The 22,465-nt window shown below is 65.2% G+C and carries 24 protein-coding genes and 1 pseudogene; 10 read left to right on the plus strand and 15 right to left on the minus strand.

Translation table 11 applies throughout. The features are described from left to right. Positions 1 to 904: 904 nt before the first annotated feature. On the minus strand, positions 905 to 1,150 hold the full coding sequence (locus tag ACRDTL_RS15100) for a type II toxin-antitoxin system prevent-host-death family antitoxin (RefSeq protein WP_431507515.1): 246 nt from the start codon (positions 1,148 to 1,150) through the stop codon (positions 905 to 907). Beyond that, entirely contained in the window at positions 1,147 to 1,413 is a 267-nt protein-coding gene (locus ACRDTL_RS15105; RefSeq protein ID WP_431507516.1) for a type II toxin-antitoxin system RelE family toxin, read from the minus strand. Before ACRDTL_RS15105 ends, ACRDTL_RS15100 begins: the two co-directional genes overlap by 4 nt. A 223-nt stretch (positions 1,414 to 1,636) precedes the next feature. Between ACRDTL_RS15105 and ACRDTL_RS15110 the strand changes: the two genes are divergently transcribed. Continuing rightward, positions 1,637 to 3,118, plus strand: coding sequence for a DUF4185 domain-containing protein (locus tag ACRDTL_RS15110; RefSeq protein WP_431507517.1), 1,482 nt, complete (start codon positions 1,637 to 1,639; stop codon positions 3,116 to 3,118). Positions 3,119 to 3,121: 3 nt separating this feature from the next. Here the strand turns inward: ACRDTL_RS15110 and ACRDTL_RS15115 are convergent, their stop codons facing one another. Genes ACRDTL_RS15115 through ACRDTL_RS15140 form a run of 6 tightly spaced genes read right to left on the minus strand, consistent with a single transcriptional unit; the run spans position 3,122 to position 8,919 of the window. Beyond that, positions 3,122 to 4,357, minus strand: coding sequence for an amidohydrolase (locus ACRDTL_RS15115; RefSeq protein ID WP_431507518.1), 1,236 nt, complete (start codon positions 4,355 to 4,357; stop codon positions 3,122 to 3,124). Between the two features lie 3 nt (positions 4,358 to 4,360). Continuing rightward, the gene (locus tag ACRDTL_RS15120) at positions 4,361 to 6,592 is read right to left on the minus strand and encodes a SpoIIE family protein phosphatase (RefSeq protein ID WP_431507519.1); all 2,232 of its coding nucleotides are present in this window, start codon (positions 6,590 to 6,592) and stop codon (positions 4,361 to 4,363) included. Beyond that, positions 6,589 to 7,215: a SpoIIE family protein phosphatase gene (locus ACRDTL_RS15125; RefSeq protein ID WP_431507520.1), complete on the minus strand. Its 627-nt coding sequence runs from the start codon at positions 7,213 to 7,215 to the stop codon at positions 6,589 to 6,591. The genes ACRDTL_RS15120 and ACRDTL_RS15125 overlap by 4 nt, the downstream gene beginning before the upstream one ends. Beyond that, positions 7,208 to 7,618: an anti-sigma regulatory factor gene (locus ACRDTL_RS15130; RefSeq protein WP_431507521.1), complete on the minus strand. Its 411-nt coding sequence runs from the start codon at positions 7,616 to 7,618 to the stop codon at positions 7,208 to 7,210. Before ACRDTL_RS15130 ends, ACRDTL_RS15125 begins: the two co-directional genes overlap by 8 nt. Then, the gene (locus ACRDTL_RS15135) at positions 7,611 to 7,994 is read right to left on the minus strand and encodes an STAS domain-containing protein (RefSeq protein WP_431507522.1); all 384 of its coding nucleotides are present in this window, start codon (positions 7,992 to 7,994) and stop codon (positions 7,611 to 7,613) included. Before ACRDTL_RS15135 ends, ACRDTL_RS15130 begins: the two co-directional genes overlap by 8 nt. A 22-nt stretch (positions 7,995 to 8,016) precedes the next feature. Beyond that, positions 8,017 to 8,919 carry an STAS domain-containing protein gene (locus ACRDTL_RS15140; protein ID WP_431507523.1) on the minus strand — a complete coding sequence of 301 codons (903 nt, stop codon included), beginning with the start codon at positions 8,917 to 8,919 and terminating at the stop codon, positions 8,017 to 8,019. Positions 8,920 to 9,079: 160 nt separating this feature from the next. Here ACRDTL_RS15140 and ACRDTL_RS15145 point away from each other — a divergent pair, with 160 nt between their 5' ends. Further along, the gene (locus tag ACRDTL_RS15145) at positions 9,080 to 9,442 is read left to right on the plus strand and encodes an STAS domain-containing protein (protein ID WP_431507552.1); all 363 of its coding nucleotides are present in this window, start codon (positions 9,080 to 9,082) and stop codon (positions 9,440 to 9,442) included. Here the strand turns inward: ACRDTL_RS15145 and ACRDTL_RS15150 are convergent. After that, on the minus strand, positions 9,439 to 10,437 hold the full coding sequence (locus tag ACRDTL_RS15150; RefSeq protein ID WP_431507553.1) for a phosphotransferase family protein: 999 nt from the start codon (positions 10,435 to 10,437) through the stop codon (positions 9,439 to 9,441). The genes ACRDTL_RS15145 and ACRDTL_RS15150 overlap by 4 nt on opposite strands. A gap of 72 nt (positions 10,438 to 10,509) precedes the next feature. On the opposite strand from ACRDTL_RS15150, the pseudogene ACRDTL_RS15155 reads away from it, so the two are divergent. From ACRDTL_RS15155 to ACRDTL_RS15185, 7 genes and pseudogenes are all read left to right on the plus strand, one after another. Next, a pseudogene (locus tag ACRDTL_RS15155) lies at positions 10,510 to 10,893 on the plus strand (nuclear transport factor 2 family protein); the annotation flags it as partial. A 117-nt stretch (positions 10,894 to 11,010) separates the two neighbouring features. Next, positions 11,011 to 11,424, plus strand: a complete 414-nt coding sequence (locus ACRDTL_RS15160) for an MmcQ/YjbR family DNA-binding protein (RefSeq protein WP_431507524.1) — start codon at positions 11,011 to 11,013, stop codon at positions 11,422 to 11,424. A gap of 19 nt (positions 11,425 to 11,443) precedes the next feature. Beyond that, positions 11,444 to 12,364 (plus strand): class I SAM-dependent methyltransferase, encoded by a 921-nt coding sequence (locus ACRDTL_RS15165; RefSeq protein WP_431507525.1) that lies wholly within the window; start codon positions 11,444 to 11,446, stop codon positions 12,362 to 12,364. 66 nt (positions 12,365 to 12,430) lie between these two features. Continuing rightward, positions 12,431 to 12,697, plus strand: coding sequence for a hypothetical protein (locus ACRDTL_RS15170; RefSeq protein ID WP_431507526.1), 267 nt, complete (start codon positions 12,431 to 12,433; stop codon positions 12,695 to 12,697). Next, positions 12,694 to 12,849, plus strand: a complete 156-nt coding sequence (locus ACRDTL_RS15175; protein ID WP_431507527.1) for a DUF6131 family protein — start codon at positions 12,694 to 12,696, stop codon at positions 12,847 to 12,849. Before ACRDTL_RS15170 ends, ACRDTL_RS15175 begins: the two co-directional genes overlap by 4 nt. A 104-nt stretch (positions 12,850 to 12,953) precedes the next feature. Further along, on the plus strand, positions 12,954 to 13,658 hold the full coding sequence (locus ACRDTL_RS15180) for a response regulator transcription factor (RefSeq protein WP_431507554.1): 705 nt from the start codon (positions 12,954 to 12,956) through the stop codon (positions 13,656 to 13,658). After that, on the plus strand, positions 13,636 to 15,132 hold the full coding sequence (locus ACRDTL_RS15185) for a sensor histidine kinase (RefSeq protein ID WP_431507528.1): 1,497 nt from the start codon (positions 13,636 to 13,638) through the stop codon (positions 15,130 to 15,132). The genes ACRDTL_RS15180 and ACRDTL_RS15185 overlap by 23 nt, the downstream gene beginning before the upstream one ends. A gap of 20 nt (positions 15,133 to 15,152) precedes the next feature. Here the strand turns inward: ACRDTL_RS15185 and ACRDTL_RS15190 are convergent, their stop codons facing one another. Next, on the minus strand, positions 15,153 to 15,638 hold the full coding sequence (locus tag ACRDTL_RS15190; RefSeq protein ID WP_431507529.1) for a lipoprotein LpqH: 486 nt from the start codon (positions 15,636 to 15,638) through the stop codon (positions 15,153 to 15,155). Positions 15,639 to 15,842: 204 nt separating this feature from the next. On the opposite strand from ACRDTL_RS15190, the gene ACRDTL_RS15195 reads away from it, so the two are divergent. After that, positions 15,843 to 17,666 carry an alkyl/aryl-sulfatase gene (locus ACRDTL_RS15195; protein WP_431507530.1) on the plus strand — a complete coding sequence of 608 codons (1,824 nt, stop codon included), beginning with the start codon at positions 15,843 to 15,845 and terminating at the stop codon, positions 17,664 to 17,666. A 16-nt stretch (positions 17,667 to 17,682) separates the two neighbouring features. Here ACRDTL_RS15195 and ACRDTL_RS15200 read toward each other — a convergent pair whose 3' ends face one another. From ACRDTL_RS15200 to ACRDTL_RS15220, 5 genes are all read right to left on the minus strand, one after another. Then, positions 17,683 to 18,654 (minus strand): NADPH:quinone oxidoreductase family protein, encoded by a 972-nt coding sequence (locus ACRDTL_RS15200; RefSeq protein WP_431507531.1) that lies wholly within the window; start codon positions 18,652 to 18,654, stop codon positions 17,683 to 17,685. Continuing rightward, positions 18,654 to 19,268 carry a TetR/AcrR family transcriptional regulator gene (locus ACRDTL_RS15205; protein ID WP_431507555.1) on the minus strand — a complete coding sequence of 205 codons (615 nt, stop codon included), beginning with the start codon at positions 19,266 to 19,268 and terminating at the stop codon, positions 18,654 to 18,656. Before ACRDTL_RS15205 ends, ACRDTL_RS15200 begins: the two co-directional genes overlap by 1 nt. After that, positions 19,249 to 20,532, minus strand: coding sequence for an acyl-CoA dehydrogenase family protein (locus ACRDTL_RS15210; RefSeq protein WP_431507532.1), 1,284 nt, complete (start codon positions 20,530 to 20,532; stop codon positions 19,249 to 19,251). The genes ACRDTL_RS15205 and ACRDTL_RS15210 overlap by 20 nt, the downstream gene beginning before the upstream one ends. Positions 20,533 to 20,638: 106 nt before the next feature. Then, positions 20,639 to 21,403 (minus strand): SDR family NAD(P)-dependent oxidoreductase, encoded by a 765-nt coding sequence (locus ACRDTL_RS15215; protein ID WP_431507533.1) that lies wholly within the window; start codon positions 21,401 to 21,403, stop codon positions 20,639 to 20,641. Continuing rightward, complete coding sequence (locus ACRDTL_RS15220) at positions 21,400 to 22,434, minus strand: phosphotransferase family protein (RefSeq protein ID WP_431507534.1); 1,035 nt, start codon at positions 22,432 to 22,434, stop codon at positions 21,400 to 21,402. Before ACRDTL_RS15220 ends, ACRDTL_RS15215 begins: the two co-directional genes overlap by 4 nt. Between the last annotated feature and the right edge of the window lie 31 nt (positions 22,435 to 22,465).

Here is a 22,465-nt window from a genome sequence, read left to right on the forward strand (position 1 = left end):
GAGTCTACAACCGACGCCGACGTCACTCGGCCATCGCTATGATGAGTCCGGTCGACTTCGAAGACCGACTCACTCAGACGGCACAAGCCGCCTGACCCTGTGTCCACCAAACGGGGTCAAGCCCACATACCGGCAGGTAAGGGTGTCAACTTGCGAACCTGTGTCGCGCATGCCGGCGAGGCCTAGGCAGTCCACATCTATCGGAATTGACCGTGGTAGCGTGAAAGCCTGGTCCTAACAGGATGTTTCGTGATCGAAGATGCCCTCATGAACCGATCAATGAGTAGGCGGGTGCTGATTCATCTGATGAAAACGGCGGACTGTATCATGGATAATGGCAATTATCCATGACCAACCTATCGTTTCATCCGATGAATCAGCCTTTCCCTGTTGTGGTCGGGGCTGGGCCGTTGCTCGTTGACAGCGGTGTATTCCAGTCGCCGCCGATCTCGACGATTCGGCTCCTGCGTTACACCATGAGGTGCTGAGGCGGCTGTATTCGCCGGTCTCTCGGCGTAGTAGCGAGATAGTCCCACAGAACACGGCAGAACCGATGCGAACAAGTGCGGCGTTGGTGAGAACGGGTTAGACGGCCAAACGTGGCTGAGTGCAGCTGAGAGACCGAGCTTGGTGGGAGGACAGCGACCGATTAGCGCATGACCCAGACGTCGTCGGCGACGATAAATCCAGAGGCCTAAGTTGTGACGACGTTGTGACAACTTGCGCGATACCCGCTGCGTCGTGATGGGACATCACGGGACGGGTTGCGCAGGTCAGATGGGGTTTGTCGAGACATGCCGGGATACCCTGAAACAACCTGAAAGCGGGCGGTTCTGACTACGGATCAGAAGGTTGGGAGTTCGAATCTCTTCGGGCGCGCCACAACGTTTTTCGTCGAATCCGGTCAGGAGTTCAGGCCCAACTCGGCCGCCAGCTTCTCGGCCGAGATCGTCACGCCGGTGCGCTCATGCACGCTCAGCCTGTCCTTGAGGTCTTCGATCTCTTCGAGCAGCGATTCGTAGCGGTCGGCCGAGACGATCACCGCAGCCGGTGTGGAGTGGTTCATCAGCACCACGTCGTCGTCGCGGGACCGACGCACCAGCTCGGATAGGCGCGCCCGTGCCTTACTGATGGGGACAAGAATGCTCATCGCCGGTATATCTCCCTCCGGTGGCCGACCCGGGTCACGTTGACGACTCGCAACCCGTCGTCGATGACGTACACGATGCGGAACACGCCGACGCGGATGCGGTAGGCCGCTTGGGCGCCCGACAGTTTGACGCAGCCGGGTGGCCGCGGGTCGTCGGCGAGTGCCAGGACCGCGGCCATGACGCGGGACTGGTCGTAGCATTGTAAACGGTGGACCTGCTTTGCCGCGCTGGTCTCGATCTCGACCTTGTAGCTGCTCGCCACGTTCAAAGTGTACCGGAAACATGTGCCAGAATGACGGTACATAACAATGGTGCACTTTTTGCGCTGAATGGCGACGTGTTCGGCAACCCGCCAACAGGTTGCGACATGGTCACGGATCCATACCTATCCTCGAATCACTGATCACAGGAGCCACAGGAATCACTATCGTCACATCAGTCAACCGCGGACGTCAGCACGACGTCCTGCCCCGGAAAGGTGTGACATGGCGGCGATCCGTCGAATCGTCTCGGCATCGGTGGTGTCGGCGGCAGCGATCGGACTCGTTGTTCCGATTGCGCCACCGGCGACCGCGGCGACGTGTACCGCGTCCGAAGCTAACGTCGACCCCCCTGCGGCGGCGGCTGCCCCGCCCCAGACGATGACCCCGGTAGGGCCACGGCCTCCGCTGCCGACCGGGCGCCGGCCGCGCGGCGCGAATGAGAACGCGCCGCTGCCCAGGCTGGGGCCACTGATTTCTGCTTTGCTCAAGCCGGGCTCTCAATACTCCGCACCGCTGCAACAGCAAGCCGGAGTGGTACCACCCGTGCCCAATCCCCCAAACCCAGGCAACCAGGTGCCGCCGAATGCTAATCAGTGGGGACCGAACGCGGTGCCCGCGCAGCCGGCACCGGAACCCGCTGCGGCACCGGCGCCGCCAGCCTCGATCGCGGGCGCTCCGACATCACTCGTCGAATGGGTGACCGGACCAAACAGCCCGAACAAGACACTCGATCGTTTCGGCATCTCCGGGACCGACCTCGGAATCCCCTGGGACAACGGCGACGCCGTCAACCGCCAGGTGCTGATGGCTTTCGGTGACACCTTCGGCTATTGCCGGCTGCAGGGCCAGCAACACCGATACAACACGCTGTTCCGCAGCCAAGACCGCAATCTGGCCGACGGAATCAGCGTGGCGCCCGGCGTGCCCAACGACAAATACTCCGGTTCACCGGTACGGCAGGCGAACTTTTCGAAACAGATCATTCCCGCCTACAAGTGGGCGCCAACCCAGGAGAGCATGATTCCGACCGCCGGCGTCTCCGTCGGCAGAAACCAGTACATGAACTTCATGTCCGTCAAGAATTGGGGCCGCGATGGCGAGTGGTCGACGAACTACTCGGCAATCGCGGTGTCCCCCGACAATGGCCAGAACTGGGGGATCTACCCGGGTTCCGTCCGCACGCCGGGGCCGGACAGCGTCCGGGGCGCCCACTACGTTCCGGGGAACGAGAATTTCCAGATGGGCGCGTTCATGCGGGGCGCCGACGGGTACATCTACTCGTTCGGCACCCCGTCGGGACGCGGCGGTTCGGCACATCTGGCCCGAGTCCCCCAGCGGTTCGTGCCGGACGTCACCAAGTACCAATACTGGAACGGCGACCAGAACGCGTGGGTCCTGAACAATCCGGGGGCGGCCACGCCGGTTATCCCGGGCCCGGTGGCCGAGATGTCGGCCCACTACAACAACTATCTCAAGCAATACCTGGCGCTTTACACCAACGGCGGCAATGACGTCGTGGCGCGAACTGCGCCGGCGCCGCAAGGACCATGGAGCCCAGAGCAATTGCTCGTGTCGTCATTCCAGATGCCCGGCGGCATCTACGCGCCGATGGTCCATCCCTGGTCGACGGGTAGAGACCTGTACTTCAATCTTTCGTCGTGGAATGCATACGACGTGATGTTGATGCACACCGAGCTGCCGTAGCCGTCAAACCTCCGTACCGAGCAGTTCCAGCATGATGTAGCTGGCGACTTTGGTACCGAACGGGATTGCGGCCAAGTCGACCACGTAGTCCGGGCTGTGCGGCGAATAGGGGAACAACTTGCCCGCCGCCAAGCCGTCGGCGTAGACCTGCGGGTCGGCGACGCCGACCATCAGATAGCACAACGGCACATCGGTGTGCGGGCCCTTGAGCAAGTGGCAGTCCTCGGAGCCGGCCAGCGGCGGGAAGTCCGTGACGACGTTCTCCGAGCCGATCACCTCGCCCAGCGCCGTGGCGAGCCGCGACGACAGGCCGTCGTCGTTGACCAGCGGCGTGGATCCGCCCTTCATCGTGATCACCGGCAGCTGGTCCTCGGGCATCCCATAGGTTCGGGCGATACCCTCGCTGACCGCCTTCACCCCGGCGAGCAGCTGCTCACGTACCGGCGGGTTGAACCAGCGCAGGTTGGCCTTCAGCAGCGCCTCCGCCGGGATGACGTTGTTGGCCGAGCCCGCCTGCACCGCGCCGACGGTCAGCACCGCGGTCTCCTGCGGCGCGACGGTTCGGCTGACGATCGTCTGGAACTCCACGACGGCCAACGCGGCCATCAGCACCGGATCCTTGGTCAACTGCGGCATCGACCCGTGCCCGCCGACACCCTTGAAGACGATGTCGAGCTGATCGGTGCCGGCCATCTTCGCACCGCCGGAGGCGACCAGCATGCCGACCGGGCCGGGCGCGGTGTGCATCCCGATGAAGAAATCCGGTGTGGGCACGACGTCGTAGAGGCCGTCGTCGACCATGGCTTGTGCGCCCGCGATCAGCTCTTCGGCCGGCTGACCGATCAGCACCGCGGTGCCCGACCACGTGCCGGTTGTCTGTGCCAGGATGTTCGCCATGCCGAGCATCCATGTCACGTGGGCGTCGTGACCGCACACGTGACCCACCGCTTGCGCGGTGCTGGCGTAGTCCAGGCCGGTGGCTTCCGCCACGGACAACGCGTCCATGTCGGCCCGGTACATCACCGTGGGTCCTGGCCCATTGGGTAGGACTGCCGCGACGCCGGTACCGCCGATCCCGGTCGTCACCGCGAAACCCAGACGGCTCAACGCTTGCGCGACGATTCCCGCGGTGCGGGTCTCGGTGAAGCCGAGTTCGGGATGGCGGTGAAGGTCCTTGAACATCTCAACCAGGCCTGCCGTGTCGGCATCGACGAGGCCGTCCACGAGCTGTCGGTCCACGGGTCAAATCCCTTCGGGCACAGCGACATATACCGGGTATCGGAAGCTCATGTCGACGGTGGTTCCCTCTGGCGTGCAGTCCAACTCGAGCCAGTCGCTGACCGCCCGGATCAGCATCAGCCCTCGTCCGCGATTCCCGGAGTCGGGAGGTGCTGCCTTCCATGAACCGAAATCGGCAATCCGTATCTGTACCTGTGCGCCGTCGCAGTTAGCCTCGACACGGAACTTTCCGGGCGGCTGTCCCCGATAGGCGTGCTCGATGCTGTTGGCGCACGCCTCGTTGACCGCCAACACAACGTCTGCCACCAGGCCCTCCGGGGCCGCGGCTGCCTGCAACCAAGCGGTGATCTGATGCCGCATGCTGGCCAATTCATCTGCTGACGCGTCGTTTTCGATCACCAGCCGGGGATACGGTTGCCGGTAGACCACTATCGCGACGTCATCATCGTATCCACCGAGCGGCGCCAACTCGGCAAGCGCCGCATCGGCGATGGCGTCGACCGAAGAGTTCATCCCGTCCATGACAACCTCGGTGACGCGCGCGATCCCGTCGTCGATCGACACGTCCCGCCGTTCGACCAGCCCATCGGTGTAAAACATCAATGTGGAGCCGGGCAACAGAGTCACGGCGGCCTGTGGGCGAGGACTCTTGCGCTGCACGGCAAGTGGAACTGATCGGGCATCCAATAACAAGTTCGGCTCGGAGTGCGGCGCGGCCAGCACAGCTGGCAGGTGGCCTGCGCAGCTATAGCGCATAACGCCCGACTTGGTATCAAGCGTTGCCAGAAATACCGTGGTGCAGAAGGCATCCGGAATGAGCTTGGCCGCCGAGTCGAGTTGCTCGAGCAGCATCGCGGGCTCGGCGCCGGTCAGCAACAAGGCGCGGGCGGAGCTGCGAAGCTGACCCATTACCGCGGCGGCGGCCAAGCCGCGGCCCACACAGTCGCCGACAATGATGCCTATCCGGTGGTCGCTCAGCGGCAGCACGTCATACCAATCACCGCCGATCTCCAGTGGCGGGACGGCGGGTTCGTAGCGAACCGCGAAACCGGCCGGCGGTTCCGACGGCGACAGCATCGCGCGCTGCAGCGTCAATGACGTCTCGCGGGCCCCTTCGAATTGGCGGACATGCTGTATCCCCAGGCTGAGGTGGCCGACCAAAACCGTGACCAGCAGCCGTTCCTCCGCGCTGATCCGGCGAGGTGTGCGCAACTCCAGCCACAACACGACGTCGCCACCACCGGAGAGCACCGCTACTATTCCGCGTGAATCGGCCGACGTAGCTTCTGCCTCAACCGGCTGAACGGTCAGCGGCAGCTGGTGGCGGGCCTGCTGAAATGTCTGCTGGAGCAACGGATCGAGCTCACGCCAGGTCGATGCGGCGGGTTCGCCGGCCACCTGGATGCTGGGGTCGCCGCCATCGGCGGACCAGGTGGCGGCAACCACTCGCGACACATCGATGGACGTCCGGCACTCGTCGAGGGTGGTCGAGAGCACCTCGGCCATGCTCTTGGCGACGCCCACGGCGGTGGCCAGCCGCAGCACCGCGCTTTCCCGCGCAGCAAACGCCCGCTCCGCGGTGATGTCCCGAATCGTTCCGACGAACACCTTCCCGTTGGCTCCTTGTTCGGGGACCGTGCTGACGTTGATCGCCACCCAGGCCAGATGGCCGTCGCGATGCCGAATCGGAGTCTCGTATTGGACCTGGTTTTCCCGGGTGAGCCGGGATTGCTGGTGCCTGGCCGCCGACTTGTCGACCAACCACGGGTGCGGCCATCGGTACGGCACGCCCCGCGCCGGGTAGCCGGTGATCTGGGTGAAAGCCTCGTTGATTTCGGTGACGGCACCGTCGTCGTCGGCGACGAAGAACCCCTCTTGAAGGGAATTCACCAGTGCACTGCGAAACTCGTCACGATCGGCGAGATCTTCAGCGCGGGCCCGTTGTTCTTCGTAACGCCGTGTGCCGTCGAGGAACCCGCGCGTCGCCACGTCGAGCGGTGCCAGGGTCTGTAACAGGAACTCCAGCGCTGCGGATCTGTCGACGGCCCTTTTACTCGCGAGCTGGTCGTTGATCAACCGGAAGTGGTTCTCGATGATGTCCAGCGTGCTGATGTCCTCCCGCAGGGCGCGGCGTCCGAGTTCCTGGCCGACGACAAGACCCGCCTCGTTCTGCGTCTGGAGGTAGGTGCGCAGCGCGGCGGCGTACCGGAGGTGGAAATCGTCGGGCTGGGTCACCCGGATATGCCTCGATGACGCGCGACAAGCACCAGCGCATCGTCGGAACCCTTGCCGTGTTCACCCAAGATCTCCCGGGCGGTCACGAGTGCGGGGGCGGCGAAGTCGATGCTGTCCAAGTGATTCTCCGCGATACCGTCGCTGGTCATAACGAGCAGGTCGCCGGGATGGATTGACACTTCCTGCGGCGTTAAAACCTCGGGCATCCGGTAGCCGACGATCCCGCCGGCAAGCCGCGCCGACGAGCGCACCTCGATACCGCCCGGGTGTTTGGCGACGAGGTTGGCAGTGACGTTGCCGATTCCGATCCAGCGCAGCGTGCCGGCGGCGAAATCGATTCGGGCCAAGGTCATCGCGGCCCCCCTGGTGGCGCGCAGCGCACGGTGGCAGAGCCGGAATAAGACCTCCAGTGGCTCGGCGCGGGCACCTCGTAGCACGTCCACACCACACAATGCCGCCGCCGCGGCCTCCTCGCCGTGGCCCAGCCCGTCCAGCACGCCGACGAGTGCGCCGGTCCCGTCCACGTCGATCGCGATCGGGTGGTCGCCGCAAACCCGCTCGCCCGGGCGGGGGCGTGACTCGGCCGCCCACTCAATCGGTCCGAGCCGACCGTGCTCACCCATTGGGCGGAATCCATTTCCACATCTCGACAACCGTGCCCCGGCCGGGTACGGACTGCACGACCAGCCGGTCCATCAGGCGGCGAGCGCCGGACAGCCCCATCCCCAGCCCGCGGCCGGTCGAAAAGCCGTCCTCGAGCGCCCTTTCCACGTTGGCGATGCCCGGCCCTTCGTCTTCGGCACGTACCACCAACGCCTGGCGTCCCTCCCGGTCGGCCACCATAACCCGAACCGCGCCGGATCCGGCGTAACTGGTGATGTTTCGGGCGATCTCGGAGATCGCCGTGGCGATCATGGTGACATCGGTGAGTGAGAAACCCAGTTCGCGAGCCAGACGATGTCCCGCCTGGCGTGCGGCGACGATGTCATCCGAGTTGCCAACGTCGACTACGACGTCATCAGACACCGTCGCGTCCGATCGACTTCCGTAGCGCCAATTGTCGGTTCAGCAGCGCAAGGCCCTCCTCGAGGTCTAACGCCGTGTACATATCGTCGAACACCAGCCCGAGCTGCACCATCGCGAACGCGACCTCCGGCTGCAGGCCCACGATCACCGTGTCCGCACCACGCAACCGGGTCATGTGCGCAATCGTGCGCAACGAGCGGGCAGCGAACGAATCCATCACGTCGATGGCGGTGACGTCGATGATGATGCCCTGTGCGCGGAACCGGCTGACCCGTTCCATCAGGTCCTGTTGCAGCCGTTCGGTGTCGGAGTCGGTAAGCGCGGCCTGCACGGAGGCGATCAGGATCGCGCCCTGTTTCAGGATGGGTACTGGCATGGGGCGCTCGCAGTGGTGGTGCTCACCCGCTCGGCTCGCTGGCGCGGGTGACTTCGTAGCCCAGCAGGCGTTCGGCCTCTTCGATGCCGCCCTGCAGGTCGCCGACGGCGTTCATCTTGGACAGGTCCAGTCCGATGGTCACCAGGGTCAGCGCGATCTCCGACGACAGGCCGGTGATGATCACGCTGGCCCCCATCAACCCCGACGCTTCGACGGTCTGCACCAAGTGGTTCGCCACCGTGGAGTCGATGTCCGGGACACCGGTGATGTCGATAACCACGACCTTGGCCCGGTTGGAGCGAATGGCTCTCAGCAGTTGTTCGGTGAGCTGCCGGGCCCGCTGACTGTCCAGCACGCCAATGATAGGCAGGATGAGAAGCTGCTCGCGCACCTGCAGCACCGGCGTGGACAGCTCGCGGATCGCCTCCTGCTGCTGGCGGATGATGCGCTCGCGCTCCTGGACGAAGCTGACCGCGACCGTGTTGGCGATGCGGTTGGCGGCCTGCTCGTAAGCGTCGAGCACCTGGTTCAGCATCTTGAAGTCCGTCTGGTACTTCTCGAACAGCGAGCGCGCGAGCACGTCGCGCAGCAGCAGCACGATGCCGACGACCTCATGCGTTTCCACGCCACGCGGAATGATCCGTTCGGACAGGTCACGCGCGTAGGCCTGCAGCGCTTCGACGCTTCCGGTCTCGAGCACCTCGACGTAGTTGTCGTAGACGGCGGTGGCCTCGGAGAAAATCTCTTCCGGTGTCATCGAGGTGAGCACTTCCGCCTCGGTGATCCGGCGGGCCCACTTCTCGCGCAGCGCCGTGCGGTTCTGCCGCAGATGCTGCACCAACTGGGGTAGTAAGCCCTCGCTGGAAATCCCTATTGCCTGGGTGGCGGCGCCGCCGCCCACCAAGCCTGTCGACGGATCCGACATCGAACCTCCCGGTCCTGTCCAGAGCGCAATCTCGGCCAAGAATATCCAAGCACCCGCGGGGCACCTGTTGAAGTATTATCTTCTACACAGTTTGCGACGGTGGGTCACGGGTCGGCACCGTCCCGCCGTGAGCGCACCAGCGCCAGAAAAGGGACGGTCGTTGACACCTGAACAAGCGATCACCGCCTCCGTTGCGCACCATAACGGGGTGACGGTGGTCAGCATCGGCGGTGAAATCGATTTGAGCACCGCGGCGGCCTTCGAAGAAGCCCTCGCCGGAGCGCTTGCCGAACAACCGCCGGTACTCGTCATCGAGTTGTCGGCGGTGCAGTTCATGGCCTCGGCAGGGCTGCGGATCCTGGTCGCCACCCAGGAGAAGGTCGGCAAATCGGCTCACCTGGCGGTGGTCGCGAGCAATCCGGCAACCAGCAGGCCGATCGAGCTGACCGGCCTTGACAAGGTGTTTTCGCTGTATCCGACGCTGGACGACGCGTTGGTGGCGATGCGCACGACCGCCGACTAAGCGGCGGCGTTCATCAGCGTCAGCGCCTCCTCGAACAGCCGCACGGTGGCCGCATGAAGTTGGTCGCCGACTTCCTTCGGTGCTTGGCCGGCGCATGCCCTGGCCAGCGTTCCCTCGATGACGATGCCGAGTTTGAAGCAGGCCAGCACCGTGTACCAGGTGACGTGCGACAGGTCGCGGCTGGTGTTGGCGGCGTATCGCTCCAACAGATCCTGGGTGGTGGCCAGTCCGCCCATCTCGGTCAGCGTGTGGCCGAACACGCTGGTGCCGTCGGCCTGACGCCAGGTGGCCAGCAGCCAGCCCAGGTCCAGCAGTGGGTCGCCGATCGTGCACATCTCCCAGTCGACGATCGCGACGACTTCCGGGCCGGTGCGGGAGAACATCACGTTGGCGGCGTGGTAGTCGCCGTGCATGATGCCCGGTTGCCACGCCGACGGCCGGCCCTGCTCGAGCCATTTGGCGACGTCGTCGACACCGGGAATGTCCGGCCCGGGATAGTTCTCGAACTCGTTGTAGGACTCCAGCTCCGAAAGCCAGCGTGACACTTGGCGTTCCAGAAACCCCTCGGGCTTACCGAAATCTGCCAGCCCGACCGCGACGTGGTCGACGGCACCCAGCCTGGCCAGCGCGTCGGCCATCGACAGTCCCATTTCGAACCGTACCTTCGGGTCGCTGGCGTGCAACGGCGGAAGCTCTTCGCCGGCGTTGAACCCGTCGACGGGCTCCATCAGGTAGAAGACGGCGTCGCCGAGCACGGCCGGGTCGTCGCAGGTGGCGATCAGCCGCGGATGCGGCACGTCGGTGCCGGCCAACGCGGCCAGTACCCGGGTCTCCCGCAGGATCACCGTGTTGCTGCGCGGACGCAGGTGCTTCGGTCCCCGTCGCAGCACGTACGGCCGGCCGGATCGGGTGAACCTCAGCATGATGTTCTGCGTTCCGCCGCGGATCTCGGAGATATCCTCCAGAGGGCCCTCACCCAGGCCCTGCTGCGACATCCAGTCCGCGATCGCTTGCAGGTTCTCCACGCTGCTGAAGTTACAGGGTCGCCGGTCTGCCAGAATCGCCGTATGACACCACCCGTGATCCAGCGTTGGATCGAGATCATCGAGAACGGCCGCACCGACGAACTGGACACCCTGCTCGCCGACGATGCCGTGTTCTTTTCACCCGCGGTCTTCACCCCGCAGGAAGGCCGGCGCAAAACCGCAGCGTACCTCAGGGCAGCGGCAAAAGTGTTCGGCGATAGCGATTTCCATTACGTCGAGCAGTGGTACAACGATCAATCCGCGATCCTCGAGTTCGCCGGGACGATCGGCGGCATCTACGTCAACGGCATCGACATGATCCACTGGAACGACGACGGGCAGATCGTATCGTTCAAGGTCATGTTGCGACCGCTCAAGGCATTGCAAACGATCATGCCGGCGATGGCAGAACTGCTGCAGCACAGTGGCGATCGCGAGCGCGGCGAAGCCGGGCGCGGCGGGTCGCCACTCATGCGAGCCAGTGGCGATCGCGAGCGCGGCGAAGCCGGGCGCGGCGGGTCGCCACTCATCTGAGCCAGCCCTATGGCGGACCGGCCGGCCCGAGGAAGCGACGTCCACGAGATCGCCGCCGCGATGCCGTACACGCAGCGAATCGACGGACCGCGGGGCAACGCGATCTACCAGGTCGACGGCAAGTCGTTCGTGTTCTTCCGCACCCCGCAGCCCGACGCAGCTGACCCCGATACCGGGGAACGCTATTCTGACGTGGTCATGATTTGGGTGGAATCCGAAAGCGAGAAGTTGGCGCTGGTACAAGACCCGGGTTCGCCATTCTTCACCACTGATCGGTTTGACGGCCATCCGTCGGTGTTGGTGCGGGCCAGCCGGTTAGCCGACGTCAGCAGAACGGAGTTGGCTGAGCTCATCCAGGATGGATGGCTGTCACGGGCGTCGAAGCGTCGGGCGGCCGAGTGGCTCGCCGCGCACCGCGGGTAGCGGACTGGAGGGAATGACGATGTCGCGAAGTGACGACGATACCTGGGACATCACCGAAAGCGTCGGGGTGACGGCCTTGGGCGTCGCCGCGGCTCGTGCGGCCGAGACCGAAAGCGCCGAACCGCTTTTCAGGGACCCATTCGCTCGAATGTTTACCGACGCTGCCGGTGCGGGACTCTGGAGCTTGTACGCAACACCGGCGGCCCACGTCGAGCCGGACGTGGGCGCGTGGCTGCGGGTGATGGTCGACTTCATGGCCGTGCGCACGGTGTTTTTCGACGAGTTCTTCCTCGGTGCCGCCGAGGCCGGTGTGCGGCAGATGGTGATCCTTGCCGCCGGATTGGACTCGCGCGCCTGGCGGCTGCCGTGGCCGGACGGCGTGACCGTGTACGAGCTGGACCAACCCAAGGTGTTGGAATTCAAGTCGGCCACGTTGGCCGCGCATGGCGCGCGTCCGGCGTCCAACCCGGTGAACGTGCCGATAGACCTGCGCCGCGACTGGCCGAAGGCGCTTGTGCGGGCAGGGTTTGACCCGTCGAAGCCAACCGCGTGGTCGGCCGAAGGACTATTGCGGTACCTACCTGCGTCGGCTCAGGATCTGCTGGTCGAACGCGTTCATTCACTGAGTCCCGGCGGCAGTTGGCTGGCAGCGAACGCACCCGGCGGGGACTACCTCAATCCCGAGCGGCTGGCGCGTCAGCGGCAGCGGGTCGAGCGCCTGCACGCCGCGGCGGCGCGGCTCGCCGACATCGAGATGCCCAATGTCGAAGATCTCTGGTACGCCGAGGAACGCGCCGACATCGCCGACTGGCTGGCTGAACACGACTGGGATGCATCGGTAGTCACGATGGCCGAGATGCTCGCCCGGCATGGCCGCAGCCTCCCGGACGAAGACGCGATGCCCCCGACGGTCTTCGTATCCGCGCACCGACCGGCGTGAGGCTTTGGACCTTTCGATCGAACGTTTGAAAATTCGGCCGCCGGGGAAGCCAATTGTGCCTACATCGTGGAGGTCACAATGCGATATAGCGGAGCTATCAGCACCATTGTGCTGATCTGGTTGCTCATCGGGGCCTTCGCCGCTTGGCAGCGCGACTACTTCAAGGGCAGCGACACGACCTGCGCATCAGCGGGCACAATTGCGGTCACCGTGATTGCTGGGCCATTGAACTACGCCGGCGTCAACCCGAAGGTAGGGGACTGTCGTTTGCCGCAGCCCAGCTCGATGAACGTAATCGACATCGACCACCTTGTTGGAATGGAGAAATCATGATCGCCCTCGGAATTGTCCTGCTGATCCTCGGATTCGTTTTCAGCATTCACCTGTTGTGGGTGCTCGGCATCATATTGCTGGTCATTGGTGCGGTTTTCTGGGTCCTCGGCAGCGTCGGCCGCCCGGTCGGTGGCCGGCGATACTGGTACTGATCAGGCTCACAGCCCGCGCATAGGATTTGCACAGGATCGGCTCATCCACGTGCGCATACTTAGAAGCTGTGAGCCAACCCCAGGCATCGGTCGAGCGTGTGGTGATGCGTCGCGCCGATGGCAACCCGATCAATGTGCTGGTAGTCGACGACGAGGCCGTCCTCGCCGAGATGGTGTCGATGGCGCTGCGCTACGAAGGCTGGAACATCGACACCGCCGGCGACGGAGCATCGGCGCTGGCGACGGCGCGCGCGCAGCGGCCGGACGTCGTTGTGCTCGACTTGATGTTGCCCGACATGAGCGGGCTCGACGTGTTACGCAAACTGCGCGAACACAATCCGCAACTCCCCGTTCTGCTGCTCACCGCCAAGGACGCGGTGGAAGACCGCATCGCCGGGTTGACCGCCGGCGGCGATGACTATGTCACCAAACCGTTCAGCCTCGAAGAGGTAGTACTGCGGTTACGTGGGCTGCTGCGGCGTACCGGGGTGACGACGGTCGACAGCGGCGCGCAGATCGTCGTCGGCGACCTGGTGCTCGATGAGGACAGTCATGAGGTCACCCGTGCGGGCCAGCCGATCTCGTTGACCACCACCGAGTTCGAGCTGCTGCGGTTCATGATGCGCAACGCCAAGCGGGTGCTGAGCAAGGCGCAGATCCTGGACCGGGTATGGAGTTACGACTTCGGCGGCCGGTCCAACATTGTCGAGCTGTACATCTCTTACCTGCGCAAGAAGATCGACAACGGGCGCGAGCCCATGATCCACACGCTGCGCGGCGCCGGTTATGTCCTCAAACCGCCCCACTAGCACACGGCGGACCTGGTCGCTTCGGGTTCGGCTGCTGGTCGGTCAGACCATCGTGCTCGCCATTGCGTGCGTCGGGATCGGCGCGGTGACCGAGGTGGCGTTGTACCGGTACCTGGTTGGCCAGCTCGACGTGCAGGTGCACGACGCCTCGCACCGCTCGGTGCGGATGTTCGGCGAACCATCGCGGCCTCCCGGGCCACGGCGCCATCACCACGCACCTAGGCCCGGCCCCGGTCCGGAATTCCTCGACGCCCCGGGCCAACCGGTCGGCATGGTCGCCGCCGTGGTCAGCAACAGCGCGACCGTCGACGCGGGCTATCTGACCACGACCGGCACCCGGGCTGCGTTGTCCGACAACGCCAAAGCCGAGCTCAAAGCGGTCGTGGCCAACCGCACACCGTTGACACGCAATCTCGACGGCCTCGGCCGGTACCGCGTGGTGGCCGCCCAGGCCCGGCACGGCGGCGACGTCATTGTCACCGGTCTGTCGATGTCCAATGTGGACGCCACCATGATCCGGGTGCTGCTGATCTTCGCGGTGGTCACCGTGATCGTGCTGGCCGCGGCGACGACCGCCGGTATCGTCATCATCCGCCGTGCCCTGGCTCCGTTGCGGCGCGTCGCGCGTACCGCCGGTGAAGTCGTCGGCCTGCCACTGGACCGCGGCGAAGTGGCGCTACCGGTGCGAGTCCCCGAGCCGGACGCCGACCCCCACACCGAGGTTGGCCAACTCGGTTCCGCGGTGAATCGGATGCTGGACCACATTGCGGCCGCACTGTCGACGCGGCAGGCCAGCGAGACCCGGGTGCGTCAGTTCGTCGCCGACGCCAGCCACGAACTGCGCACACCGCTGACCGCTATCCGCGGTTACACCGAACTGGCGCGACGGGTAGGTGACGATAGGGACGCGGTGACGCACGCGATGAGCCGGGTGCAATCCGAAACCGAACGAATGACCCGGCTCGTCGAAGACTTGCTGCTGCTGGCCCGGCTGGATTCCGGCCGACCGCTGGAGCTGGAGCCGGTCGACCTGTCGCGGGTGGCCGTCGATGCGGTCAGCGATGCGCTCGTGGCCGGACCAGATCACCAGTGGGAGGTCGACCTGCCCGACGAGCCGGTGATCGTCGCCGGTGATGCGGCCCGGCTGCATCAGGTGATGACGAACCTGCTCGCCAACGCCCGCATTCACACCGGTCCGGGCACCGTTGTGACTACCCGGTTGAGCATCGACTCGACGCGGGCCGTCCTGACTGTGGCCGACAACGGAGCCGGGATCGGAGAAGAGTTGCAGTCGGAGATCTTCGAGAGGTTCGCCCGCGGCGACAGCTCCCGGTCCCGCAAGGGTGGCAGCACCGGCTTGGGCCTGGCTATCGTCTCGGCGGTGGTGAGAGCGCACGGCGGCACCATCGGTGTTCATAGCGCGCCGGGATCGACCGAATTCACGGTGCGGTTGCCACTCACGGTCAAGCCGTGAGTGGCGTGCCACGAAAAACCTTACGAACAGGTCACATCGATCTCGAAGGGCTTGTTCACCGGCTGCATGGGGTTGGCCATGTCAACCCCGGTCGCGGTACCGGTGATCTTGTAGCTGTTGCCGTCCTTGGTCGCCTTGGCGTTGCCCTGACCGGTACCGGCCGTGTAGCCGAGCGTGACGCCGTTGACGTTGCCCAGACCGACCGACTTCACGTCGGGCGGGTTGGCGTCGGTGAGTACCGCAGCAATGCCGGTGGCCTGCCCGCCGATGGCGATGTTGACGTTGCCGCCCGCCGTGCTGCAAACCGTGGTGCCGCTAACGTTTTGGTCCTTGCCGTCGATGACGACCTTCGCGTTCGATGGGCCGGCTGACGCGCTGGCCGACGTATTGGATCCCTGCGACGAGGTTCCGGTGCCGGTTGTCGACGGCTTGTTACTGGAACAGCCGGACATACCTGCGGCTACGATCGCTGCCCCGGCTACCGCGATTACCATTCCACGTTTCACCTGTTCTCCTTTGTCGAATGCGACGGGTCCCTCGGCATTGACGAACCCGTAGCGCAGTATGGGGGCCAAGCCGGACCGGAAAACTCGAATTGGCAGAAAACATGTCCTGTTAATTGCGGGTGAACTCCATCTCACAGTGGCCCGCAATTCGGTCTGTGCGCGGTAATCCTGCGGGACAGCGGAGTTGGTGGCAGTGTCGTCCCGGTGAACCTGCCCTTCAACGACACAACCGATTTCACGGACGCAGACCGCGGATTTATTGCCGCGCTGACTCCCTGCGTCATCAGGGCTGCCGATGGCCGTGTGGTGTGGGACAACGACGTCTACTCATTTCTCGCCGGTGACGCGCCGACATCCGTGCATCCCAGCCTGTGGCGACAATCCACGCTGACCGCCAAACAAGGCCTCTACGAAGTGGTGCCGGGCATCTATCAGGTCCGCGGATTCGATATCTCCAATATCAGCTTCGTCGAGGGCGACACCGGGATCATCGTCATCGACCCGCTGGTGTCCACCGAAGTGGCGGCGGCGGCGCTGGCACTCTACCGCGCCCATCGCGGTGACCGCCCGGTCATGGCGGTGATCTACACGCACAGCCACGTCGACCACTTCGGCGGTGTGCTGGGAGTGACCACCCAGCCGGACGTGGACGCGGGCCGGGTGGCGGTGCTGGCGCCGGAAGGATTCACCGGCCATGCCGTGCAGGAGAACGTCTACGCCGGCCCGGCCATGGCCCGTCGCGCCACCTACATGTACGGCACACTGTTGGCGCGCAGTCCGCGGGGACAAGTCGGCTGCGGCCTGGGCCAGGCGCCGTCGGCCGGTGAGGTTGCGCTGATCGTCCCGACGGTCGATGTCCGGGCCACCGGCGAGACCCACACCATCGACGGGGTGCAGATCGAGTTCCAGCTCGCGCCGGGCACCGAGGCCCCGGCCGAAATGCACTTCTACTTCCCGCGATTCCGCGCGCTGTGCATGGCCGAAAATGCCACCCACAACCTGCACAACCTGCTGACACTGCGCGGGGCGCTGGTGCGTGACCCGCATGCCTGGTCGGGGTACCTGACCGAGGCCATCGATGTCTTCGCCGAGCGCAGCGACGTCGTGTTCGCCTCTCACCACTGGCCGACCTGGGGACGTGCGCGCATCGTCGAGTTCCTGTCGCTGCAACGTGACCTGTACGCCTATCTGCATGACCAAACGCTGCGGCTGCTCAACTGTGGCCACACCGGTGCCGAAATCGCCGAAACACTGCAGTTGCCGCCGGCCCTGGAGGACACGTGGCATACCCGCGGGTATTACGGATCGGTAAGCCACAACGTCAAAGCGGTCTACCAGCGTTACATGGGCTGGTTCGACGGCAACCCGGCGCGGCTGTGGCCGCACCCTCCCGAGCCGCTGGCCGCCCGCTATGTTGACGCGATGGGCGGGATGAACCGCGTGGTCGAGCTGGCCAGGCGTGCCTTCGACAACGGTGACTTCCGTTGGACGGCAACGCTGCTCGACCATGCAATCTTCGCCGACAGCGCGCATACCGCCGCCCGCGACCTCTACGCCGACACGCTGGAGCAGCTGGCCTATGGCGCCGAGAACGCGACATGGCGCAACTTCTTCCTGTCCGGCGCCGCGGAGCTGCGCAACGGCAACTTCGGCACCGCAACCCAGCCGACGTCGCTGTCGTTACTGTCCCAGCTGACACCGGAGCAGATCTTCGACGGCCTTGCGATCAGCGTCAACGGGCCGCGTGCCTGGGATTTGCACCTGGCCATCGACATCGTCCTGGCCGACCGGGATACCAACCATCGGCTCACGCTGCGCAACGGCGTGCTGGTGCATCGCAACGTCTCGGCAGACCCGGCGACCGCGGATGTGACGGTCACGCTGGACAGCACCTCTCGGCTGCTGGCGGCCGCGAGCGGCGATCTCAGCTCGCCCGGGCTGGACATCGCCGGCGAGAAGGCGGCGCTTCAGGCGTTTCTTGGTGTCCTCGACCGGCCCGACCCGGCGTTCAATATCGTCACGCCATAGCCGATTTCGACGCGAGTCAATCGACTTCGATCACCACCTTGCCGATCGCTTTGCGGTCGGCAAGGTGGCGTAACGCCGTCGGAGTCTCGGCCAGCGGGAACCGGGCGCCGATACAGGGCCGGATCCGGGCATCGGCGAACATCTGCTCCAACTCCAGCAGATCGCGCGCGGCCTGATCGGGATGATCACCCACGAACGTGCGGATCTCCATGCCGCGGACTGTGATGCCTTTGAGCAGAACGAGGTTGAGCGGGATGGCCGGAATTGATCCCGCGGCATACCCGAGTGTGACGAAGACCCCGCCGCGGCCCAGCGCGCGCAGGGCCGGCTCGGAATACGGTCCGCCGACCGGGTCGAGCACCACCCGGGCAGCGCCGTTGGTGAGTTCGCGGATGCGGGACTTCAGGTCTTCCCGGCCGTAATTCACAGTCAGCTCGGCACCGCGTTGCCGGCACACCTCGAGTTTCTCCGGCGTCGATGCCGCGGCCAGCACCCGGGCCTTCATGGCGACCGCCAAATCGACTGCGGCCAACCCGACCCCGCCCGCAGCACCGAGCACCACCACCCAATCACCTTCGGCAACGTCGGCCACCGATCGCAGCGCATGGTAGGCGGTGCGGTAGGTGACCCCGAATGCGGCCGCAGAGGCGAAGTCCGCACCGTCGGGGATGGCCGACACCGACCGCTCGTCGAGCAGCGCCAGCTCGGCGAACGCGCCGGTCGGCGTGGTGCCGAACACCCGGTCGCCGGGCCGCAACCGTGTCCCTTCTCCGGCGACCAGCACTTCCCCGGCGAGCTCGCTGCCCGGGGTGAACGGCACCGGCAAGCGGATCTGGTAGCTGCCGGCGATCAGCAGCACATCGGGGAAGTTGACGCCCGCCGCGCGCACCCGCACCACCAGCTGTCCGGGACCCGGCACCGGATCGGCGAGATCGGCCATCACCAGATTTTCCGGCGGCCCGTAGTCTCGGCAGACGAATGCGCGCATCACCGTATCCCCAGGCCGCGTAAGCAGAATCGCACCAGGTGCTCGACATCGTCGAGGCCGGGCCGCTCGGCCGAATCCAGATAACGGCGCATCGTTGTCGCCGTGTAATAGAACACCGCATCGGTGTCACGCTGAATGTCCTTGCTGCCCAACGCGGCGACCGGTTCGGAAAGCAGTTCCCGCAGTGGCCGCATGATCTCCTCGTCGACATTGGAACCGGCCGACATCTGCCCGGCCGCCGCCCGGCTCATGCTGAGCAGGTGGGGGTCGGCGACCTGCGCCAATGAGCCCTGGATCCAACGGGTGATCTTGCCCTGCGGGGTGGACTCCTTGTCCATCTGGTGCCGCAGATAGGAGACGACGATCGCGACACCGCGTTCCATGACGGCCAGGATGAGATCGTCCTTGCGGGCGAAGTAGCGATAGAACGCCTTATTCGACGAACCGGCCTCGGCCACGATGTCGCTGACCCGCGGCGGGTCTGGCGCGACCCGTTCCATCACCCGAACCGCGGCCGCCAGGATGCGTTCGACCTCTTCGGTCGCCTCCCGCTGGCGGTCGTCGAGTGCTCGCTCGACGGCCGCGGTGACTCTGTTATTGGTCAACGAGCTCACCATATTTGGCGCGGGCAGCGGTGCGGCGCCTGTCCAGCATCTCGCTGGGCCACTCCGCCTCTTCGGCCTCGTATCCTTTGAGCAGCATCCTGGCGAGGTTGACCTTGTGCGCCTCGGTCGGCCCGTCGGCCAGACCGAGGGCGATGCCGCCGAGCAGGACATTGACCAGTGGCAGCTGATCGGTGAGGCCGAGCGCGCCGTGTACCTGGATGGCCCGCAGCGCAATCGATTTCAGTACTTGCGACGCTAAGATCTTGCAGGCGGCGATCTCAGCGCGAGCAGCACGCTCGTCACCGCTGTCGAGCAGCCACGCCGCGTGCAGCACAGTCAGCCGGAAAGGTATCAACTCGGTATAGGAGTCAGCAACGAATTCCTGCACCAGTTGTTTATCGGCAAGCGAGCTGCCTTGGGTGAACCGACTTTTCGCACGCTGCGACATCATGTCGACGGCGCGCTGCGCCATCCCGATCGATCGCATCGCGTGATGCAGCCGTCCGCCGGCCAGCCGGGTCTGCAGAATCAGGAAGCCCTGGCCAGGCTCGCCGAGCAATGCGTCTGACGGCACCCTGACCCCGTCGTAGCGCACCAGGGAATGCCCCGGTTCATGGGGGTCGGCTCCGACCAGGTGATGAGTGGCTTCCACGACCAGACCTTCGGTGCCCGCCGGGATCAGGAACGTCGACGCACCCTGATGGACCGGCACGTCCGGGTCGGTGATCGCGACGACGATGAAGAACGACGCCACTGATGCGTTGGAGGAGAAGTACTTTCGCCCGGTGATCACCCAATCTGAGCCGTCGCGCACGGCGCGGGTGGTGAACACGCGCGGGTCGGCGCCACCTTGTGGCTCGGTCATCGAAAAGCAGGAGAAGATCTCGCCGGACAGCAGCCCGGCCAAATAGCGGTCCTTTTGGTCCTGGGTGCCGAACCGGGCCAGGATCTCCGCGTTGCCGGTGTCGGGTGCCTGGGTTCCGAACACGATCGGCGCCCAGGGGCTGCGGCCCAGGATTTCGTTGATCAGCGTGAGCTTGACCGCGCCGAAACCCTGCCCGCCCAGTTCGGGCCCGAGGTGCGGGGCCCACAGGCCCTGGTCGCGGACCTGCTGTTTGAGCGGGTCGACGATTCGGCGGCGCTCATCGTCCAGAGGCAGGAATTCGCAGCCGGGAAACAGCACCTCGAGCGGTTCCACTTCCTCGCGGACGAACTCCCGGATCCAGTCAAGCTTCTTCTCGAATTCCGGTTCGGTGGAGAAGTCCCATGCCATATCGCAACCTCCTCGGGTCTACTGATCGTTGACTCTGCGTTGACTAGGCGAGCTACTCGTACTTTTGCTTGGTAGCCGCAGAGTCACCGAGCTTGCCGCGCTCCTTTCAGGCGATTCCGCCGTCGGCCCGCAGTATGGAGCCGGTGGTGAAGCTGGACGCGTCGGAAGCCAGAAACAATGCGGCACCGACGATTTCAGCGGGGTTGCCGGCCCGCTGCAGGCAAAGATGTTCGAACGGGTTGCCTTTCACCTGTCCCAGATTCCACGCCTTGCTGACATCGGTGAGAAATGGCCCGGCCATCAACGTGTTGACCCGCACGGCCGGGCCGAACGCCTTGGCCAGCGCCTCGGTCATCGCGTTGAGCCCGGCCTTTGCCGCGGCGTAAGGAATAATGTCCGGTGTCGGGCGCAGCGATCCGGCGGTGCTGACGTTGATGATCGAACCCCGTCCGGCGGCGACCATCCGCTCACCCACCAGCGCCGACAACCGGAACGGGCCCTTGAGGTTCAGGTTGACCACGGCGTCGAAGAGCTTCTCGGTGACGTCGGTCAGCTTGTCGTAGAGCGGGGACATGCCGGCGTTGTTGACCAGCGTGTCGACTTTCCCGAACCGCTGGTAGGTAGCGTCGACGAGGCCGTCGAGCTGATCCCACCGCCCGACATGCACCTGGTATGGCATCGCGGAGCGCCCGGTCTCGGCCTGGATCGCCTCGGCGGTGGCTGCACAGTTGTCCATATTGCGGCTGGCGATCACGACGTCGGCACCGCATCGGGCGGCGCCGAACGCCATCTCCCGGCCGAGGCCGCGGCTGCCCCCGGTAATCAGCACCACCCGGTCGGTGAGGTCGAAAAGTTGGTCGGCGTAGCTCATTTCGCGCGAGCCAATTCAGCCGCCGTGGCGATCAACTGCAGGATCATCGGCCCGAATGCCTCGGTGATCTTCGGATCGACTTTTCCGGTGCGCACCCCGGCAGCGTAGGTCTTCTCCAGCACAATGCCCAGCTTCCAGTTGGCCAGCACCAGGTAATAGTCGATGTTCTCGGTTGCAAGGCCGCTGACTTTCTCGTAATGCTCGAGCAATTCGCTGCGCGTCGGCATGTCGTGCATGTCCAGATAGAAGCCGTCGGTCTTCGGCTGTTCACCGTCGTAGCCCAGCAGGCACCAGGCCAGGTCCAGCAGTGGATCGCCGACTGTGGTCATCTCCCAGTCGACGATGGCCGCCAGTTTCGCCGACGCGCCGTGCGCGAACATCACATTGGCGAACTGGTAGTCGCCGTGCATGATGCCCGGGGTGTAGTGCGCCGGCCGGTTGTGACGCAACCAGTCGGCGGCCTCATCGAGGCCGGGCAACTCGCGCACCCGGTAGGCGTCGAGAAAGGCCAACCAGCGGTCGACCTGCCGCTCGTGGAATCCGTCCGGGCGACCAAAACCCGCCAGGCCGACGGCCCGCCAGTCCACCCGAGCGAGTTCCGCGGCGCCGCCGACGAGTTCGAACGCCAGCCCACGCCGGGCAGCCGGGTCGGTGTCAAAAGGCGCCGGCCAGCCGCCATCCATCGGGCTCCACCCGTCGATGGCGCGCATCACGTAGAAGGGCATGCCGAGTTGATCGCCGGCATCGTCGGCGGCGACCAACTCGGCATGTGGCACGTCGGTGCCGGACAGCGCCCGCACCAGTCGGATCTCGCGCAGCAGACCATCGATCCGGGCTGCGTCGGCCCGGGCGCCGGGCATCCGCAACACCATCCGCTCGCCGCCGCGCTGAAGCAGATAGAGGGTGTTCTGCGAGCCGCCGGAGAGTGGTTTCAGGACGGGCTCTTCGCCGTTGCCCGGGGCGCCGCTCGCGTCCAGCCAGCGACCCAGAACGCCCGCGTCCACCTGCGGTCCTGGGGTGGGCTCCGCCATCCGCACACCTCGCTCTCTGCGCAGAGAATAG

Source organism: Mycobacterium sp. (assembly GCF_050700595.1).
Classification (GTDB): domain Bacteria; phylum Actinomycetota; class Actinomycetes; order Mycobacteriales; family Mycobacteriaceae; genus Mycobacterium.

Excerpts from the sequence above, each read along its gene's own strand:
- ACRDTL_RS15100 (WP_431507515.1), bottom strand. The coding sequence starts at position 1,150 with ATGAGCATTCTTGTCCCCATCAGTAAGGCACGGGCGCGCCTATCCGAG.
- ACRDTL_RS15160 (WP_431507524.1), top strand. The coding sequence starts at position 11,011 with ATGGCGGACCGGCCGGCCCGAGGAAGCGACGTCCACGAGATCGCCGCC.
- ACRDTL_RS15200 (WP_431507531.1), bottom strand. The coding sequence starts at position 18,654 with ATGCGCGCATTCGTCTGCCGAGACTACGGGCCGCCGGAAAATCTGGTG.
- ACRDTL_RS15125 (WP_431507520.1), bottom strand. The coding sequence starts at position 7,215 with ATGGGTGAGCACGGTCGGCTCGGACCGATTGAGTGGGCGGCCGAGTCA.
- ACRDTL_RS15150 (WP_431507553.1), bottom strand. The coding sequence starts at position 10,437 with ATGTCGCAGCAGGGCCTGGGTGAGGGCCCTCTGGAGGATATCTCCGAG.
- ACRDTL_RS15175 (WP_431507527.1), top strand. The coding sequence starts at position 12,694 with ATGATCGCCCTCGGAATTGTCCTGCTGATCCTCGGATTCGTTTTCAGC.
- ACRDTL_RS15110 (WP_431507517.1), top strand. The coding sequence starts at position 1,637 with ATGGCGGCGATCCGTCGAATCGTCTCGGCATCGGTGGTGTCGGCGGCA.
- ACRDTL_RS15140 (WP_431507523.1), bottom strand. The coding sequence starts at position 8,919 with ATGTCGGATCCGTCGACAGGCTTGGTGGGCGGCGGCGCCGCCACCCAG.
- ACRDTL_RS15135 (WP_431507522.1), bottom strand. The coding sequence starts at position 7,994 with ATGCCAGTACCCATCCTGAAACAGGGCGCGATCCTGATCGCCTCCGTG.
- ACRDTL_RS15180 (WP_431507554.1), top strand. The coding sequence starts at position 12,954 with ATGCGTCGCGCCGATGGCAACCCGATCAATGTGCTGGTAGTCGACGAC.
- ACRDTL_RS15215 (WP_431507533.1), bottom strand. The coding sequence starts at position 21,403 with ATGAGCTACGCCGACCAACTTTTCGACCTCACCGACCGGGTGGTGCTG.
- ACRDTL_RS15210 (WP_431507532.1), bottom strand. The coding sequence starts at position 20,532 with ATGGCATGGGACTTCTCCACCGAACCGGAATTCGAGAAGAAGCTTGAC.
- ACRDTL_RS15185 (WP_431507528.1), top strand. The coding sequence starts at position 13,636 with ATGTCCTCAAACCGCCCCACTAGCACACGGCGGACCTGGTCGCTTCGG.
- ACRDTL_RS15220 (WP_431507534.1), bottom strand. The coding sequence starts at position 22,434 with ATGGCGGAGCCCACCCCAGGACCGCAGGTGGACGCGGGCGTTCTGGGT.
- ACRDTL_RS15165 (WP_431507525.1), top strand. The coding sequence starts at position 11,444 with ATGTCGCGAAGTGACGACGATACCTGGGACATCACCGAAAGCGTCGGG.